The 14,504-nt window shown below is 54.9% G+C and carries 11 protein-coding genes and 1 pseudogene; 5 read left to right on the top strand and 7 right to left on the bottom strand.

Annotation, left to right across the window (positions count from 1 at the left end; genetic code table 11):
- From KK925_RS06965 to KK925_RS06950, 4 genes are all read left to right on the top strand, one after another.
- The coding region (locus tag KK925_RS06965) for a hypothetical protein (protein ID WP_214096376.1) at positions 1-217 on the top strand (217 nt) is incomplete at its 5' end.
- Between the two features lie 1,297 nt (positions 218-1,514).
- Positions 1,515-2,753, top strand: a complete 1,239-nt coding sequence (locus tag KK925_RS06960; protein ID WP_214096375.1) for a TolC family protein — start codon at positions 1,515-1,517, stop codon at positions 2,751-2,753.
- 83 nt (positions 2,754-2,836) lie between these two features.
- On the top strand, positions 2,837-3,640 hold the full coding sequence (locus KK925_RS06955; RefSeq protein WP_174583378.1) for an efflux RND transporter periplasmic adaptor subunit: 804 nt from the start codon (positions 2,837-2,839) through the stop codon (positions 3,638-3,640).
- Entirely contained in the window at positions 3,637-6,891 is a 3,255-nt protein-coding gene (locus tag KK925_RS06950; RefSeq protein ID WP_174583377.1) for an efflux RND transporter permease subunit, read from the top strand. Before KK925_RS06955 ends, KK925_RS06950 begins: the two co-directional genes overlap by 4 nt.
- 715 nt (positions 6,892-7,606) lie before the next feature.
- Here KK925_RS06950 and KK925_RS06945 read toward each other — a convergent pair.
- The 7 genes from KK925_RS06945 to KK925_RS06915 form a co-directional block, all read right to left on the bottom strand.
- Positions 7,607-8,347, bottom strand: coding sequence for a YqjF family protein (locus KK925_RS06945; RefSeq protein ID WP_174583376.1), 741 nt, complete (start codon positions 8,345-8,347; stop codon positions 7,607-7,609).
- Between the two features lie 11 nt (positions 8,348-8,358).
- Positions 8,359-9,255, bottom strand: a complete 897-nt coding sequence (locus tag KK925_RS06940; RefSeq protein WP_174583375.1) for a bifunctional 5,10-methylenetetrahydrofolate dehydrogenase/5,10-methenyltetrahydrofolate cyclohydrolase — start codon at positions 9,253-9,255, stop codon at positions 8,359-8,361.
- Between the two features lie 663 nt (positions 9,256-9,918).
- Entirely contained in the window at positions 9,919-10,821 is a 903-nt protein-coding gene (locus KK925_RS06935; protein WP_214096374.1) for an SDR family oxidoreductase, read from the bottom strand.
- A 35-nt stretch (positions 10,822-10,856) separates the two neighbouring features.
- The gene (locus tag KK925_RS06930; protein WP_174583373.1) at positions 10,857-11,159 is read right to left on the bottom strand and encodes a hypothetical protein; all 303 of its coding nucleotides are present in this window, start codon (positions 11,157-11,159) and stop codon (positions 10,857-10,859) included.
- 55 nt (positions 11,160-11,214) lie between these two features.
- The gene (locus tag KK925_RS06925; RefSeq protein WP_174583372.1) at positions 11,215-11,484 is read right to left on the bottom strand and encodes a hypothetical protein; all 270 of its coding nucleotides are present in this window, start codon (positions 11,482-11,484) and stop codon (positions 11,215-11,217) included.
- A 157-nt stretch (positions 11,485-11,641) separates the two neighbouring features.
- Positions 11,642-11,830, bottom strand: coding sequence for a hypothetical protein (locus KK925_RS06920; protein ID WP_214096373.1), 189 nt, complete (start codon positions 11,828-11,830; stop codon positions 11,642-11,644).
- 378 nt (positions 11,831-12,208) lie between these two features.
- Complete coding sequence (locus KK925_RS06915) at positions 12,209-12,505, bottom strand: hypothetical protein (RefSeq protein ID WP_174583370.1); 297 nt, start codon at positions 12,503-12,505, stop codon at positions 12,209-12,211.
- Between the two features lie 1,617 nt (positions 12,506-14,122).
- On the opposite strand from KK925_RS06915, the pseudogene KK925_RS06910 reads away from it, so the two are divergent.
- A pseudogene (locus tag KK925_RS06910) lies at positions 14,123-14,504 on the top strand (hypothetical protein); the annotation flags it as partial.

Genomic DNA, 14,504 nt, shown 5'->3' with positions numbered 1-14,504 from the left:
CAGGAGGGAAGGTTTAGTTAGACTGATGGCGTTCGAAGAGGGTTTGCTTTGGCTTTTCGTCATTTTTACCGGCATTGCCGTTGATGGCGGTCTCTACGACAAGTGGTTCACCCTTCGTGATTGGTTCAACCCTTCCTCGGAGTCCGGCCTGCCACTCAATACGGAGCCCGTCTGGGTGCCGACGCTGGGCGGAGATTCTGGGTGTAGATCCCGATAGGGCCACTTACCCTTCTGACGATCGCCAGTCTGGCGGTGGCTTGGCCATTGCAAGACGCTCCGCAGGGAGTGGTGGCTCGTAGAGCGGTGGTGACGCCCACAGAGGGAATTGGGACCTTCTCCTATTGTATCCTGAGGGGTTTTTTTCGACTCATGCGCACGGAAAGACTACCCTCTGCAGAGCTTAAAGCTATGGCATGGCAGTGGGTGAGTCTCACTCGCGTCCGTGCGGTACTCGCGTTGATCAGGTGGCTAGCATCCTTAGAAGGTTCTGTCCTTACCGAGTAGAACGGCTCGGCTAACGAGGCGGCTACCTAGTCCTCTTCCCAAGCACAGCGCAAGGGATCTTGTCCCTCCATGGCGTAGGGTCGATGGCATTCGTATCTGTCGCTTTTAGCGGTAGGTCTTTGGATCCACGCCGCCATGGAAGCTTGCGTGCCGAGTGCCAATGGCTCGGGGAGGCCACAGAAGCCACGCGCGTCATGGCCTTGTCCCAGGTGGGCTGGCCAGGCGGGACGTCCTCGTCTTGTGACGGCTGGGCTGCCTGATGGAAAGCGCTACCCTTCCAGCCCGGCTTCCCTCCGGGGGCCGATTGTTTGAGCCCGATGGCTCTCGCAGCACCCGAAGAAGGAGAGGAATTTCCCGGAAAAAACGGGATGCTTTTTTCAACGAGACCATGGGCTCACGTCGGCGGGACGAAACAATTAACTTGTTGGTCTGCAATAACTTGCTGTAAAGCATCGTGGAAGTTCCGCAACCTGAAAGGAAAAAAATCTCCTTGGCGCCTTGGGACCAGTCGCTATTGGCGATCCAATCTTTCGCCCTTCGCAGGCCTATTCCACTGCGTTTGCGGTCTCTTGTAAAAAGTTCAGAGTCTTGCGTATGGAAAATCGGTTGAAAGCGATTTTTCGTTCTCATTTTCATATTCGTTATTCCTAAAAGGTCGAGATTGACAAGCTCCTTGGGTGTGGTACGTCGCTTGACGAAACGTTGCCCAAGTACAAATCTCTTCTAAACACTAGAGTATTGCGAGGGATTGCCGGAATGGAGCCTTGGGTCGAGAAAAAAAAACATGTTGATCCCATAAAGGATAAGGAATGGGATTTTCTCTAGCAAAGGAAAAGTCGCAGGGTTCTCCTGTGCTTAAAACTCAGATCGGAATTCCGAGGTACAGAGCCAGTGTTACTGGTAGAGTGGGCGCTAGGTATGAGGCAGCCTAAGATTTCAAGACCATTATGCGCAGAGAAAGAATTTTTCTTATCTCTTTTTTAGTTTTTGCAATACAGCCTGTGAGTCTCATGACAGGAGAACCGCGAGTCGTCCGGGATCTTGTCGAGGAAGCATTGCGAAATAACCCGGAGTTGCGTTTCTTTGAGGCCCAGATAGAAGTCGCGAAAGGGAATCGCATTCAGGGCGGGCTTTGGCGAAATCCTGAGCTTTCTTCTCTTGGCGGGCCTATCACGGTCCTGGATGGCAAGGGCCGCGAAATCGGTTCGGGTTACTGGCAGCAACACCAGTTGTTGCAGCCATTTGAGTTCCCCGGGAAGGCAACGCTAAGAAAGGCGATTCTCGATCGAGATATGGATCTTGCTCAACTGGGACTGGAGCAGTTTCGTCTTTCCTTGGCAAACCGGGTTCGATTTTTGGCTTACCGGTTGGCCATTCTCCGCTCGAATAGCACGACAGCATCAGAGATTGTGCAACGGTCACGCATGCTCGTCTCTCTTTTGAAGAAGCGACGGCTGGCGGGTATTGTAGCCCTTTTGGACCTAAGAATAATTGAAGGGAATTTAGTCGACTTGGGTCGGACGATGCGGGAACTGGAACAGGAACGCCGTTCGGTAGCATCGGAGCTTCAGGGGCTTTTGGGCAGGTCATACGACGAGCCTGTTTTGGAGGCGGGTCTGCCGGTACCGAACTGGTTCCCCTCCTTGGGGCTTTCCGAGTTATTGCAAACGGCGTTCTTGAATAGTCTCCCGTTGCGGATGCGACAGATTGAGATCGGAAAGGCAGCCAAGCTTGTGGACTACCAAAAGCTAGGTGCGTTTCCCGATTTCTCGCTGGGACCTTTTCTTTATGAGGAAAACTCCCAGGTGAGTGCTCGCGGTGAGGCAAGAAGGTCGGGGGTTGAGGATTTTTTCTATCCGGGAGTGAGCGTAACTCTACCGCTGCCGATTTGGAACCGAAATACCGGCAACATTGTGGCCGCTCAAGCAGCTCAGAAGCAAGCGGAGGCGCTATATCGGACGTATCAAAAGCAATTACAGGCCGCGGTGCTTTCGCGGTATGCCGTATATGAGCGTGCTCGTAAAGAGTTAGCTTCCTATCCAGAAGGGCTTCTGGAAGAACTGCATCGTGCCGCGGATCTGGCTGACCGGCAATACCGGTTGGGGACGGTTCCTGTTCAGACGTTTCTAGAAATGCAGCGTCAGTACATGGCAGCGGCAATGGCGTTGCGGGCTGCTCGTTTGGATGCGGAAGCCGCTCTTTTGGACCTCCATACGTTGACGGGTGGCAAGTTGCCCTCGGGTTTCTAATGGGTGGTGGGCAGAGAGGCTCACCTCAACAAACAATGAGCGGATGTGGCTGTCGGGCACGAGGTTGGGCAAGGGGGACTGCCATGTTGCTCCTTTGGGCAGGGATCATAGGGCAAGTGAGCTTAGAGCCCACACAGGGGGAACCTTTAGGACTGAGGGAAGGTCCAGGGAGTTTGGGAGGGGCAGTCCATCTAACCGAGCTTGCTCAGTGGGATCCCCAGAAAGGGCTTCGAGTGCCTCTGGAGGTCGTTCGAACGTTTTCGTTGCAGTTTTGTCCCGTGCGCAAGGGTACTGTGACCCCGAAGGTTTCCTTTGAAGCTCAAATCTATCGGTTGGCTTCGGAAGAACCTCAAGTCGAACCAAAGTCTATGAAGGGCAGCGCTTGGGCGACGGCCTTTGTAGATCCAAAGGTAGCTAGCGAGTTGCCGAAGGACTTGGAGGTGCGAGCTGTGCCCAAAACCAAGAAGGAGGGTGTGTCTGAGAAGGTGTTTGTGGGTCGGCTCGTGAGGGTGGATGATACGGTGCTTCCTGCGATCGGTAAGGTGGAGACTCTTTTTGCATTGCGGGACCCTGGGGAGGTTCTCAGCGTCGGAGATTGGGTAGTGATTCAGGGGGAGGGGGCGGAGCGGTGGTCGGGTTTGGTCATTCCCAGAGGGGCTCTTTTGCGGACAACCCAGGGACCGTTTGTCTACGTACAGCGTGGCGACTACCTACAGCGAGTCGCAGTGACCCCTGTGTGCGAGGATCCCCAGGCAGTGGGGATTAAAGGGGAAGTTAAGGAAGGGGAAGCGGTGGTCTGTCATGGGGCGGAGAGCTTGTGGCTTCTGGAGCTTTCCTTAAAACAGTCGAACTCCAAGGGCCGTGAGTTTCCATCGAGGGTGGTATGATTCGGAAGACGATCGAAATCTGCATGGACCATCCAGGAGTGGTACTTGCAGGTGTGGGTCTTCTTTTACTCTTAGCGGCCAAAGCCCTGGTCGAGCTTCCCATTGATGCAGTCCCCGACATCACGCCTGTCCAGGTTCAGGTCAACGTCTACGCTCCTTCCTTAGCTCCCGAGGAGGTGGAACAGCTCGTCACGATGCCCTTGGAACAGCAGCTTAGTGGTGTGCCGAATGTGGAGAGTATGAGGTCATTATCGCGATTTGGATTATCGCAGGTGACGCTAGTCTTTCGCGAAGGCACTGATGTGTATCGGAGCCGGCAGCTCGTATCGGAAAGATTAGTGGGGATTGGGCAGCAGCTGCCGGAAGGAACAGAGTTGACCTTAGGGCCGCTGAGTGGCGGGCTAGGGGAGATTTTTTACTATGTGCTGCGGAAAGGAGGAGGAGGTGGGGAGCAGCGGGTGGATGGACTTATGCAGCTTCGGTTGCTCCAGGAGTTTATGGTTCGGCCGTTTTTGCGTGAGACGCCCGGAATTGCGGATGTCAATACCAGTGGAGGATATGAGAAGCAGGTGCTGGTCATGCCGGACCCCGGGAAATTGTTGGGGGCGGGGATAAGCGTGCGGGAGCTAGTAGACGTGGTGGGCAAAAATGTGGCCAATGCGGGGGGCGGGGTCGTTAGGCGAGGAGGAGAGGGGTTATATGTGAGGTCCGTAGGCCGTGTGCTGCGGACGAGCGAGCTCGAACAAATCCGCTGGTTGCCCGTAAAGTGGGCAGGAAAAAAGGATCGACCGATCGTGGTGGGCGATGTTGCGGGGGTCGGAATAGGGTGGAAGGAGCGGCTGGGAGCGGCAACGGAAAACGGGACAGAAGCCGTCTTGGGAACGGCTTTGATGCTCCTTGGGGAGAATAGTCGTGAGGTGGCCCAGCGGGTGAAGCAAAAGGTTACCGAGATTCAACAGAGACTGCCTCCCGGGGTGGAGATTCGTGGGGTTTATGATCGGTCAGAAGTGGTTGATCGTACCATTGCTACCGTGGAGCGGAATCTGGCGGAGGGAGCGCTACTTGTGTCCGCTGTGCTTGTACTGCTCTTAGGGCATGGAACCGGAGCAGTTTTGGTAGTGACTGTCTTGGTGCTTGCTTTTCTCTTTGCTTTGGTAGGGATGAGGTATTTGGGGATCTCGGGCAATTTGATGAGCTTGGGAGCAATCGATTTTGGGCTCTTGGTCGACGGAGCCGTGGTTTTGGTCGAGAACTCGGTTCGGAGGCTTGCAGAGGTTCAGCAAACACAGCAGGTGCCGTTGAGTCATGCCGAACGACGAAGAATGATTCTCGAAGCTACGAGCGAAGTTGCACCCTCGATCTTTTTCGGGATCCTCATCATCACCGTGGTTTACTTTCCCGTTCTTGCTCTCGGAGGGATTGAAGGAAAAATGTTTCGGCCCATGGCCTTTACCGTTATTTTGGCTTTGTCCGGTGCTATCATTCTGACCGCAACCTATGTTCCGGTGGGAGCACTTCTGTTTTTGCGGCGAGGCAAAGCCGATTCGGATACTTGGCCTATACGGATCCTGCGGAGAGCCTATGAGCCGGTTCTCGGCTTTGCCCTTCACAAGGGAATCTGGGTAGTCGCTGGTGCGCTTCTTCTGGGTGCCGGAGCCCTCTGGCTATTGCCACGATTAGGCGCGGAGTTTGTGCCTCGATTGGATGAAGGCTCTTTTGTTCTTATGGTGTACAAGACAAAGACAATCAGCCTGGATGAATCCCTTGAGTTAGAACAGAAGGCTGAGCGGGTGCTCCTCGCTCACGTACCGGAGGTAGATCATGTTTTTTCAAGAATTGGAACTTCGGATATTGCTACGGATCCCATGCTGCCCAATGAAAGTGACCTCTATATCATGCTAAAACCAAGGAGCTCTTGGCGCAGAGAGAATGGTAATATCATTACGAAAGATCGGCTGTCCGAAATTGTTAAAGAGGAAATTCAACAAAGGGTTCCTGGACTAACTTTTCTTGTTGGCCAACCGATTGAGGATCGATTCAACGAGATTCTGCAAGGGCTGCGAGCAGATGTGGTGGTTAAGATTTTTGGCGAGGATTATGATGTTTTGCAGGCGCTGGGAGAAAAGGTTGCAAAACTGCTAAAGAGGGTTCCCGGTATTCGGGATGCAGAGATCAGTATGATGGGACGGAATCCGGTGTTGGAGTTCGTGCCCAATCGCAAAGCTATGATGGAATATGGGGTGCAGCTAGGGGATCTTAACGAAGCGATCTCGGTGGGCTTGGGCGGAAGGCAGGTAGGAACGCTTCTGGAGGGTTTTTTTCGGGTGCCGATGGTTGTCCGTCTTTCGGAAAGGGATCGTGAGGATGTGGAGAAAGTGCTAGATCTTCCCATTCGGACACCCCAGGGGGGGCTGATCCCCCTGCGCGAACTCGGTTCGTTTCGAGTCGTTCAGCGGGTGCGATCGATTTGGCGGGAGCGATTGAGGCGGGTGTTTCCTGTCCTAGTGAATCTTTCGACACGGGATGTAGGAGGGGTAGTACGGGAGGCTCAGAAGGTTCTGGAACGCGACATCCGGTTGCCTGCGGGGTACGTGATCGAGTTTGGGGGAGAGTTTCGTTATTTGCAGGAGACCCAAGCCAGGCTGCGGGTTTTGGTTCCGGTGACGTTGCTAGTGGTTTTTCTTTTGACCGTTCTGGCCTTGGGTTCTGTTCGCCAAGCATTAATGGTATTTATGGGTGTTCCGTTCGGGGCGATTGGCGGGGTCTTTTCGCTGGCGGCCGCCGGAGTTCCTTTTAGCGTGTCGGCGGCGGTCGGGTTTATTGCTGTTTCGGGGGTTGCTGTTTTGGCTGGCCTCGTTTTGATCTCCTTTTTCAATGAGCTGCGCAAAGAAGGGTTGCCATTATCTCAAGCCATTTGGCTAGGATGTCGTTTGAGGCTTCGGCCTATTGTGATGACGGCGACGGTAGCAAGCTTGGGGTTTCTTCCGATGGCTCTGGCCAGCGGAATGGGTTCGGAGGTCCAGAAACCCTTAGCGACGGTGGTGATTGGAGGGATTGTTAGTTCAACAGCTCTTAGCCTTTTGCTGCTGCCGGTGTTTTATCAATGGGTCGAAAGCCTTTCTGAGCGTTGGCTCACCAAAAAAGGTGTGCAACCGAGTAGACCTCAAGAGGGTCCTGGAAAAAGAATGAAGGACGCTTCCGTTGTGGCAGCCACGGACGCTAGGGACAATCCATCAGTCGGGAGGAGGTAGAGGGGGTAGAGAGGTTTTGGCTGGGCCTCTTTTGTGTTACCAAGGGATGTTTTTGGGACAAAGATCTTTGTTCTTTTGGGACGCTTGGACCCCTATCCCCATGCCGGGTGAAATTTTACGGCGCGTGTCTGTTCGCCCTATGCAGGGGAGTTAATTCCTTTTCCGCAGCAAAGGCGCTAAGTAATGGTGGTTCGAGTTTCTGCGCCGGTGGATGCCTCTAGGCCGCGAGGAGGGCAGAGGCTGGGGTAGTGCGATTTCCCGAGCAAAGAGGACCCGAGAATGACGACCGGGAATCATGCGGCAAGCCAGGCTTTTTCTGGTTCCAGGATGCATTCTCGCGAGCCGGGGGTAACCCAATGGGCTTAAGCAAACTGGACCACGGAATGCTACCGCAATTCTAGCTCCTGGGTATTAACATCCATCTCCAAATATAGGTGTGAGCTAGGCATGACGCCCGGCGTTAGCTTGCCCGCCAGGAAAGGGGCGTGCGTTGATTCGGAGCAAGTGTGAGAAAGTCTCGGTGGGGATATCCGGTAGCTTGCCCGAGGAGACGGGTTTTTTTCCCTTCCTCGGTGGGCGGACCCGGGCTTCTTTTTGTATTGTGTCTGTTCCGCGCTGATCAGAGAAACCAAACCTTGCTTGGGGTTGGTACGACGGCTTTAGACCTTTTGTCCAGAAGGCCTATGCAGGTTTAATCCTGGGGTGGTCGAGCATCTTAGTCGAGGGAGAGACGGCTCGACCGGGATACGCGGACGAGAGACCCGTCCATGGCAAAGATATTGGAGGGTTCGGGAAGCCGAAGGGCTCCAAGGTCCCGGCCGAAAACGGGGCTCCCATCTTGTCGAAGCGTAGCAGTTCTGGCCGGCCACATCCTCCAAGGTTGGTGCTCTACTCGGAACGTACGGGTCTCTCCTTTTGGGCCCTGCGTAAAGGCATAGAATCGCCGGCTAAGAAATTCTTCTAGGGATCCCGCGGGAGGAATCACCGGATCGAGGTCCAATTCTGCGTCCATGCTCCCGCCCTTTCCTTGAAATCTCCATCGATAGGCCAACCGCCACACCTTCCGATGGGGATATTTTTCCACAAGATGCGACAAGTGAGCCCAAGCGTAATGTTCTCGGTACAAAAGGTTACCCAGGAAAACCGCCCACCAAACCGGGGCCAGTTCCCGAATGAAAACGACAGCTCGAACCCATCGTCCTTCTATTCTTCCTTTTGCGTAGAAACGTACGTTGAGCTCATCGAACGCGGGAAGGAGAGGTGTCGGAAGAAAGCCTGCAACCCGCACCAGCCGGAAATGGAACCCCACGAGGCTAAGATAGGCGCGACCCTCGAAAAGATCCAGTTCCACACCCTGGGGAAGATAGGGTTCCAGCGATTGAGGAGGCACTTCGAAGTTGAAAAGGAGAAGATTTTCCCAACGCGCTAAAAGGAATGGGGTAGAAAGTTCCGTCATCGGCACAAACGCTAGCTTGCATTGAAGGTCAGCCGTTCCGCAGCATCCACGGTGTTGGCTAAAAGCATTGCAATCGTCATGGGTCCCACCCCTCCGGGATTCGGCGTTAACTTCCCTGCGACCTGGGACACGCTTTCCACATCGACATCTCCTATCAGCCGATATCCCCTCGGGTTCGTGGGATCTATGACCCGGCTGACTCCCACATCGACAACGACTGCACCCGGCTTGATCATATCGCCACGTAAAAAAGCTGGCTTTCCGAGGGCGCAGACAACAATGTCGGCTCGTCGTGTGTGTTCAGGGATATCCCGGCTTGAGGAATGCACCACTGTGACCGTTGCGTTGGCTTTAGGCCCTTTCTGCATGAGAAGCGCTGCGAGGGGTTTGCCCACAATATTTCCCCGTCCCAGGATTACGACGTCGGCGCCGCAAGTGTCGACCTGATAGAAGCTTAAAAGCTCTATGATCCCTGCTGGTGTGCAGGGCCGGAAACCACTTGGATCACCTAAAAGGAGCTTTCCCATGTTAATCGGGTGAAATCCATCCACGTCTTTTTCTGGGGGAAGTGCTCGTACAATCTGGATCGCGTCCATGTCCGAAGGGAGAGGAGCCTGAATCAAGATACCGTGCACCATGGGATCTTTACCGAGCACTTTGAGCAAGGAAAGGAGCTCCTCTTGGGGGGCGGTATCCGACAGAACAACTGTGTCCGAGCCAATTCCAAGTTCTTCGGCTTTGCGTTCTTTCATCCTGACGTAGACGATCGATGCCGGATCTTCGCCAACCCGAATAAACACAATTTTTGGAACGATTCCCCTTTCCCGGAGGCGTTTGACACGTTCCGCCGTCTTCCGGTGAATCGCATCAGCTGCAGGTCGACCCTCTAAAAGAAGAGCTTGGCTCAAAACAATTGACCAAAGTGAAAAAAGACGAAGTCTTTGGCAAGCCCGATGAAGTCATGCCCGGCCGGTCCCGTTGTTTCCGGAACGGTTGGCTTCTGTCAGGATTTGGTGGACGGGTCTTTTTTTGCGAACCCGACGCTGGTGGGTAACCAGCTTCTTGACAAAAAGAAAAGCGGTCGGCTGTAGAACCATTCCCTTGCCGATCGCCTGTGCGAAGGCCCTATCCTTGCCGCGGAGAGCACTTCTGGGTTGTAGGGACCCTGGGTTGCGTCAACCCAACGGAAACCCAAAAGCTCTGTGTTCTTGATCAAAGAGAATTTCTTGGCCTTGGGACTCCTTGCAAAACTTTATTGAGACAGAGAACCGCTTCTTAGAAGCGCGTCCGAGGCATCCGAAGGCCAAACTTGCAAAGACGCGTTTTTACTCCAGTTCAAAGTCGAGCCAGCCGCCGTCTCAGTTGCGTAATGCTTTCGGCTCTAGGGAGAGTCATGTCGTTCCTTCCTTGTGCTATTGATGGTGCTTGAGTTTCGGGCCTTCCACTCGTTTACCGACGGGCGTGCTCTAGAGGCCAAGCGGAACGGCTTTGATGCAGATACCGTGGCCCCCTTGATGAGGACGTGAAGTGGTAACGAGTTTTGGGGAAAAAATTCCCGAGACCCGAAACGGCTAATTATTTCCCGCGTTTGAGTTTTCCTTGGACATGGTGTTCTGGATACGGTCCCTGGCCATGACAAGTTCGGGTTCCAAGCCTTCCCGAAAGCTTGGGTAGCGGAGCTCCCATCCGAGGGCCTTGAGTTTTGCATTGGAGACCCGCTTATGCGTTCTTCCTCGTTTGCTTGGCCGGTTGTCGGGTCGAAAAATCGGCTGGGGAATTCCTAGTTGCTCGCAGAGCCAGTGGTAATACTCCCGAAGCCGGACCGGTTGATCATCCACCACGTTATAGATACTCGGGTCTAGCTTAAGTGCTAAAAGAGCGGCGCTGACAACGTCCTCTCGATGGACCTGGTTCACGTAGCGCTGGGGATCTCCAGGAATCTCTGCAGGCGACTCAAGGAGCCTTGTTAAAAGGACGGTCCGACCTGGACCGTAGATACCAGCAACTCTCAATACGACTCCATTTCCTGCAAGGACCATTTTTTCTGCTTCCTCAAGGATCTGGCCTGTCTCAGTCTGGGGACAGACGGGGGACTCTTCCGTGACCCAACTCCCGTCGGTTTGTCCGTATACGGAGGTTGATGAAAAAAGGATCAGGCGAGAACTCGGAAGGACTTCCTGTGCCCACCGGGTGGCCAGCAAAAAAATCCTCCGGTAAGCCTCTGGTCCGCCCCGCTGGCTGGAAGCGCAGTGGAAAACCGCATCGTAAGCCCCGTTGAGCTTCAACCAAAAAGAACCCTCAGCGGCATCGCCGTGCACCACCGAAAATCCATGGCCTTCCAGAACCCGCCGGCTTGTTTCAGAAAAAACACCGACGGTAACCTCATAACCAAGGGATGTGAGCCGCGCGGCGAGCTCTTTTCCCACATACCCTCCTCCCAGAACGAAAATCCTTTCTTTCCTTCTGGGATCCATACGGTTGGTGCCTAAAGATAACGGCTCCTAGAACCCTAGACAACCGTTCCCCTGCCAGGGAAGATGGTCCGGGACGCCGGCCGGACAGTGCTGCCGACGATTTGCGTGCCGGGATTCCCCTGGCAAAGCCCAGATAGCGCGCAGTCCTGCGTTTTCGGGGATAGAAGCGCGGCAGGCAGCCGATTGGCTTCCGACCGGGCATGTGTTGCAAGCGCCGCTTTGAGTCTCCTCCAACCCCGGACCGTAGAAAACGACCATACCTGCTTCGTCCCATTGCTTGGGGGTAGGGCGACGGTGACACAAGCGCCATTCCGAGTAGGCACGAGTGGTTCTCGCACGGATCGGCCTTCGAAGGCACCCAGTCCTCTCGGGGCGAAGGCACGAGGACCCGCGCTAGGTAGAACTTGTGCCATGATGAGGCACATGGTCGACTGCGCGGATGAGAGACGTGTAGACCGGGTCGACTTCGATCATTTCGACTTCGGCGCCAAAAAAGCGGGCTTTGAGCATCGCGATCCCCCTAGCAAAGGCAAAGGAAGAGAGCGAGCGAGCCCCAACGGGATCGTTCCACTCCAGCTCGATTGTTCGCTTGCGAAGATCCAACCGTTCGATCACAAGCCCCTTGCGCGGTTTGTGCGTAAGGCCCGGCCGATCTTTTTGCACCCACGAGCAAAAATGGCTGTGGCCTCTTCCTTGTTCTTGCCATGGAGATTCGATCGGATCCCGCCGATTTTCACAAGATTGCCGGAGGGGTCCGTTTTGGCCAAAGCAAGATGATCCTCGTTTGTATCGATGCCGACCGCTCCGGCAAGGCAGCGTGTCACCAGGCAAAAGGGGTCCATGCTTTGACGCTCGCCAACACCGCTATCGCCTCCGGTCGCGCCCCAAGCGGCAGCTTACCCCGGATTCCTCCCGCTTCCGGAGGAGTTTTCCCCTCTTGGTTGGACGGGTAATGATCCAGCTCGCGGAGAGGCCCTGTAGGATCGCCTCTTGGCCGTAGACGAAGCACACGCCGTTAAGAACGAGGTATTGGCTAGGGCTTCCGAATCCGTCCGGCAGCCGCAACCGCAAGCACGATAGGCTCCCGTCCGGGGCGACCACGGCTTGGCACGACTGCTTGCCAGCGGTTCGTCTCTCGACCGCAGCACATAGAACTGGCCGCTGGGCTCCACCTGCCGATCCCTCTTCCAGTCCCGGTGGTTGGCGTATCGGTTTTCTTACAAGGAGAACTCTTTACGGGAAGAGGGGGCGCCGACCGAAAGACAGACGCACCCGTCCGGAGTCCTCATCGGCCAGGAGCACCTCAAACTTGGTCCGCAGGAGGGCTAGCCGCCGCTTTTTTTGATGCAAAACGCCTGATCCCGGCTTCTTCTCGTCGAGCTCGGAATCACCGTTTCCGGTCTGCGGATCTCTCCTTAGTTTCCTCAACGAGCTTGGGCCGCTTTTCGCGCATCGAAGCGATCTTTCCTTCGAGCTCGGGACCCGGATCACATGGAACTGTTAGGTGGTGAAGCCAAACCGCGGCCGGAAGGACTGATTGCCCTCGTTTGACCGAAACGCCAGCCTGCATCTGGCAGAGAAAACGCCCTTCCACCTGCCTGTAGAGCGCCGCATAGCTGTTAAGACGCGAAACCTGTTCCGGTGTCAGCGTCAAACGTCTCTCATATGGGAAAATTGGGAGCATACTCAGGAATGCCTTCGAGTGCCTTCCGGGCACGCTTTTGCGCGGATTTCTTCTCGTAAAGCCTGGCACACAATGAAACGATCTCCTCACGGGGATCGCGCACGATACCGTCGCGCATCCCATGCGGATCCACCACGAGGATCGATCGACTCTAGCTAGCCAATCCCGCTTCCCGGTGCTCGAAACCGAAACGGGATCAGATGGAGGCGGTGCTCGACCAGGACAGCGCCGACCTTCGGATGAGAGACCTGCTCAACGCGCTCTCTGCGATCGCCGCTCACTCGGAGCTAACCACCTTGACGGCCTCGACGATCCGCAGCTGTTTGCTTGAGACGAACCCCGGAGAACCTAAACCAACTTGCTGTCTCAAGCCGCTTTTTTTCGTCGGCGCTTGCACACCCGCGCGTAGAAGGCCACCCCACCGGGTTGCGAAGAGTCCGCATGAACAATGAGCTTCCCAGTTAGCAACGATTCTCCGGGAACGGGCAAACGCCCCTCCACATCCACTCCTGCACCAAACGCCCTGCCGCTTGGCCCACGTACTCAGATCGAGAGAGATATACTGCCATGAGCAAGCTTGTACGTCCATATTGCTTAGCCCTTGGCAAGCCTCTTTCTCGTTGACTTCCTGGACGAACTCCTTGCCGGATTGTTTTTTTCTAAAGCCTCCCACACACTGGAGCGATTCCCTGACGGGCGAGCCTACCCTGTTGTCAGGTCCGTTGGGCGAATCGATGTTTATTCCGTGCAAAAGGCGTCCGGCCCAACCAACTCAAGGTCCGAGCCCAACTGCCCCCATCGGTTTCAGTATTTGACTCGCAGGATAGCAATGTTGGAAGCCCGCGGAGGGTTTAGCCCTTGCGTTGCTATTGGCCGCTTTGCCCCAAAAGAAAGCCCTTGACGCTTTTACCCAGTGGCACCCCGTTGCGTGAACGCGGTTTGAGTCCAACGAGCGAGGTTTATGAGCCGGACCCCCCTTTGGATTAGCCAGGGAGAAATGCGTGCATCCAGAGCCGCTCATAAGAGCGCTGCTACCTCCAATTGGACGATCCTTGTTTTCGGTCGGCTATCGTTTTACGCCGAGACGGGCAAATGCCCCCTTTCTCCATGTACCGGGCGATCTTCTTGCAATGCTATTTTCCTTCCCCTAGGGACTTCGCCATGGGGATAGATGACCATACGGGTTACTCCGTGACGAGTTATCATTGACCCTCGAGCGGTGCCTGCTCCTTTCGGAGCCAAAGAAGAAGTCATCCGGACTCTTTCAAAAGCCATTGAACTGTGGGCGCTTCGCAGCAATTGCTGCCAAAGCAAACGTGCGAACTGGCTCGTTAGGGGACAATCAACTCGATTGGTTGGGATAGCGAGGTGCTCAGTTCACGAAGAGGCTGAGTATTGCGCGATCCAAGCGCGTTTTAAGCAAAACCATTTGGGAAAGACGAGGCGATTTCGGGCAGAGTGGAAGCGATTAGCCGCGAGGGGTTCGAAGGGAACCTGCTGAAGCCTAAACAAATAAAGTTTGCTATGGCAAAAAGTGTTGTGTGAATACAATTCTTCTCTACCCTTTTGCGTGTGAAGCCCAGCCAGCTGCCCATTTCCTCACCGGATCCAGGGCTTATGGAGGCGTTTTTTGTGTTTCTTTGGTTGGTTTTGCTCCTTGACGGTCCGGGGCGAGCCGAGGAAAAAGCGCCATCGGATCGATCCAACAAGGAAAAGTATGGGCTTTTCTTTCCGGTACCTGAGCCTCTCCTGAGGAAGTTCCGAACCGATCGACCTCACATCGCTGATGCGCCTCACACGGTTGATGCGGGGCACATCCAACCGGAAATCGGCTTGTTTGACGGAGACTGGGAAAGACTTCTTTCATCCGATGGGGATCAGGCGTTCCGCCTTGGCACAACGAATGTCAGGTTGGGTCTTACCAACGATGCGGAGATCCAAGTTTCCACTACTCCTGGGGCAATTCTACAGAGTGACGGGGATGGGGAGGGTCTTGTTG

Source organism: Candidatus Methylacidithermus pantelleriae, assembly GCF_905250085.1.
Lineage (GTDB): Bacteria > Verrucomicrobiota > Verrucomicrobiia > Methylacidiphilales > Methylacidiphilaceae > Methylacidithermus > Methylacidithermus pantelleriae.
This window is presented reverse-complemented; position numbering and strand designations above follow the sequence as displayed.

What these genes read in the sequence shown, in the direction of transcription:
- KK925_RS06960 (WP_214096375.1), top strand. Translation starts at nt 1,515, where the DNA reads ATGACAGGAGAACCGCGAGTCGTCCGGGATCTTGTCGAGGAAGCATTG.
- KK925_RS06955 (WP_174583378.1), top strand. Translation starts at nt 2,837, where the DNA reads ATGTTGCTCCTTTGGGCAGGGATCATAGGGCAAGTGAGCTTAGAGCCC.
- KK925_RS06950 (WP_174583377.1), top strand. Translation starts at nt 3,637, where the DNA reads ATGATTCGGAAGACGATCGAAATCTGCATGGACCATCCAGGAGTGGTA.
- KK925_RS06945 (WP_174583376.1), bottom strand. Translation starts at nt 8,347, where the DNA reads ATGACGGAACTTTCTACCCCATTCCTTTTAGCGCGTTGGGAAAATCTT.
- KK925_RS06935 (WP_214096374.1), bottom strand. Translation starts at nt 10,821, where the DNA reads ATGGATCCCAGAAGGAAAGAAAGGATTTTCGTTCTGGGAGGAGGGTAT.
- KK925_RS06915 (WP_174583370.1), bottom strand. Translation starts at nt 12,505, where the DNA reads ATGCTCCCAATTTTCCCATATGAGAGACGTTTGACGCTGACACCGGAA.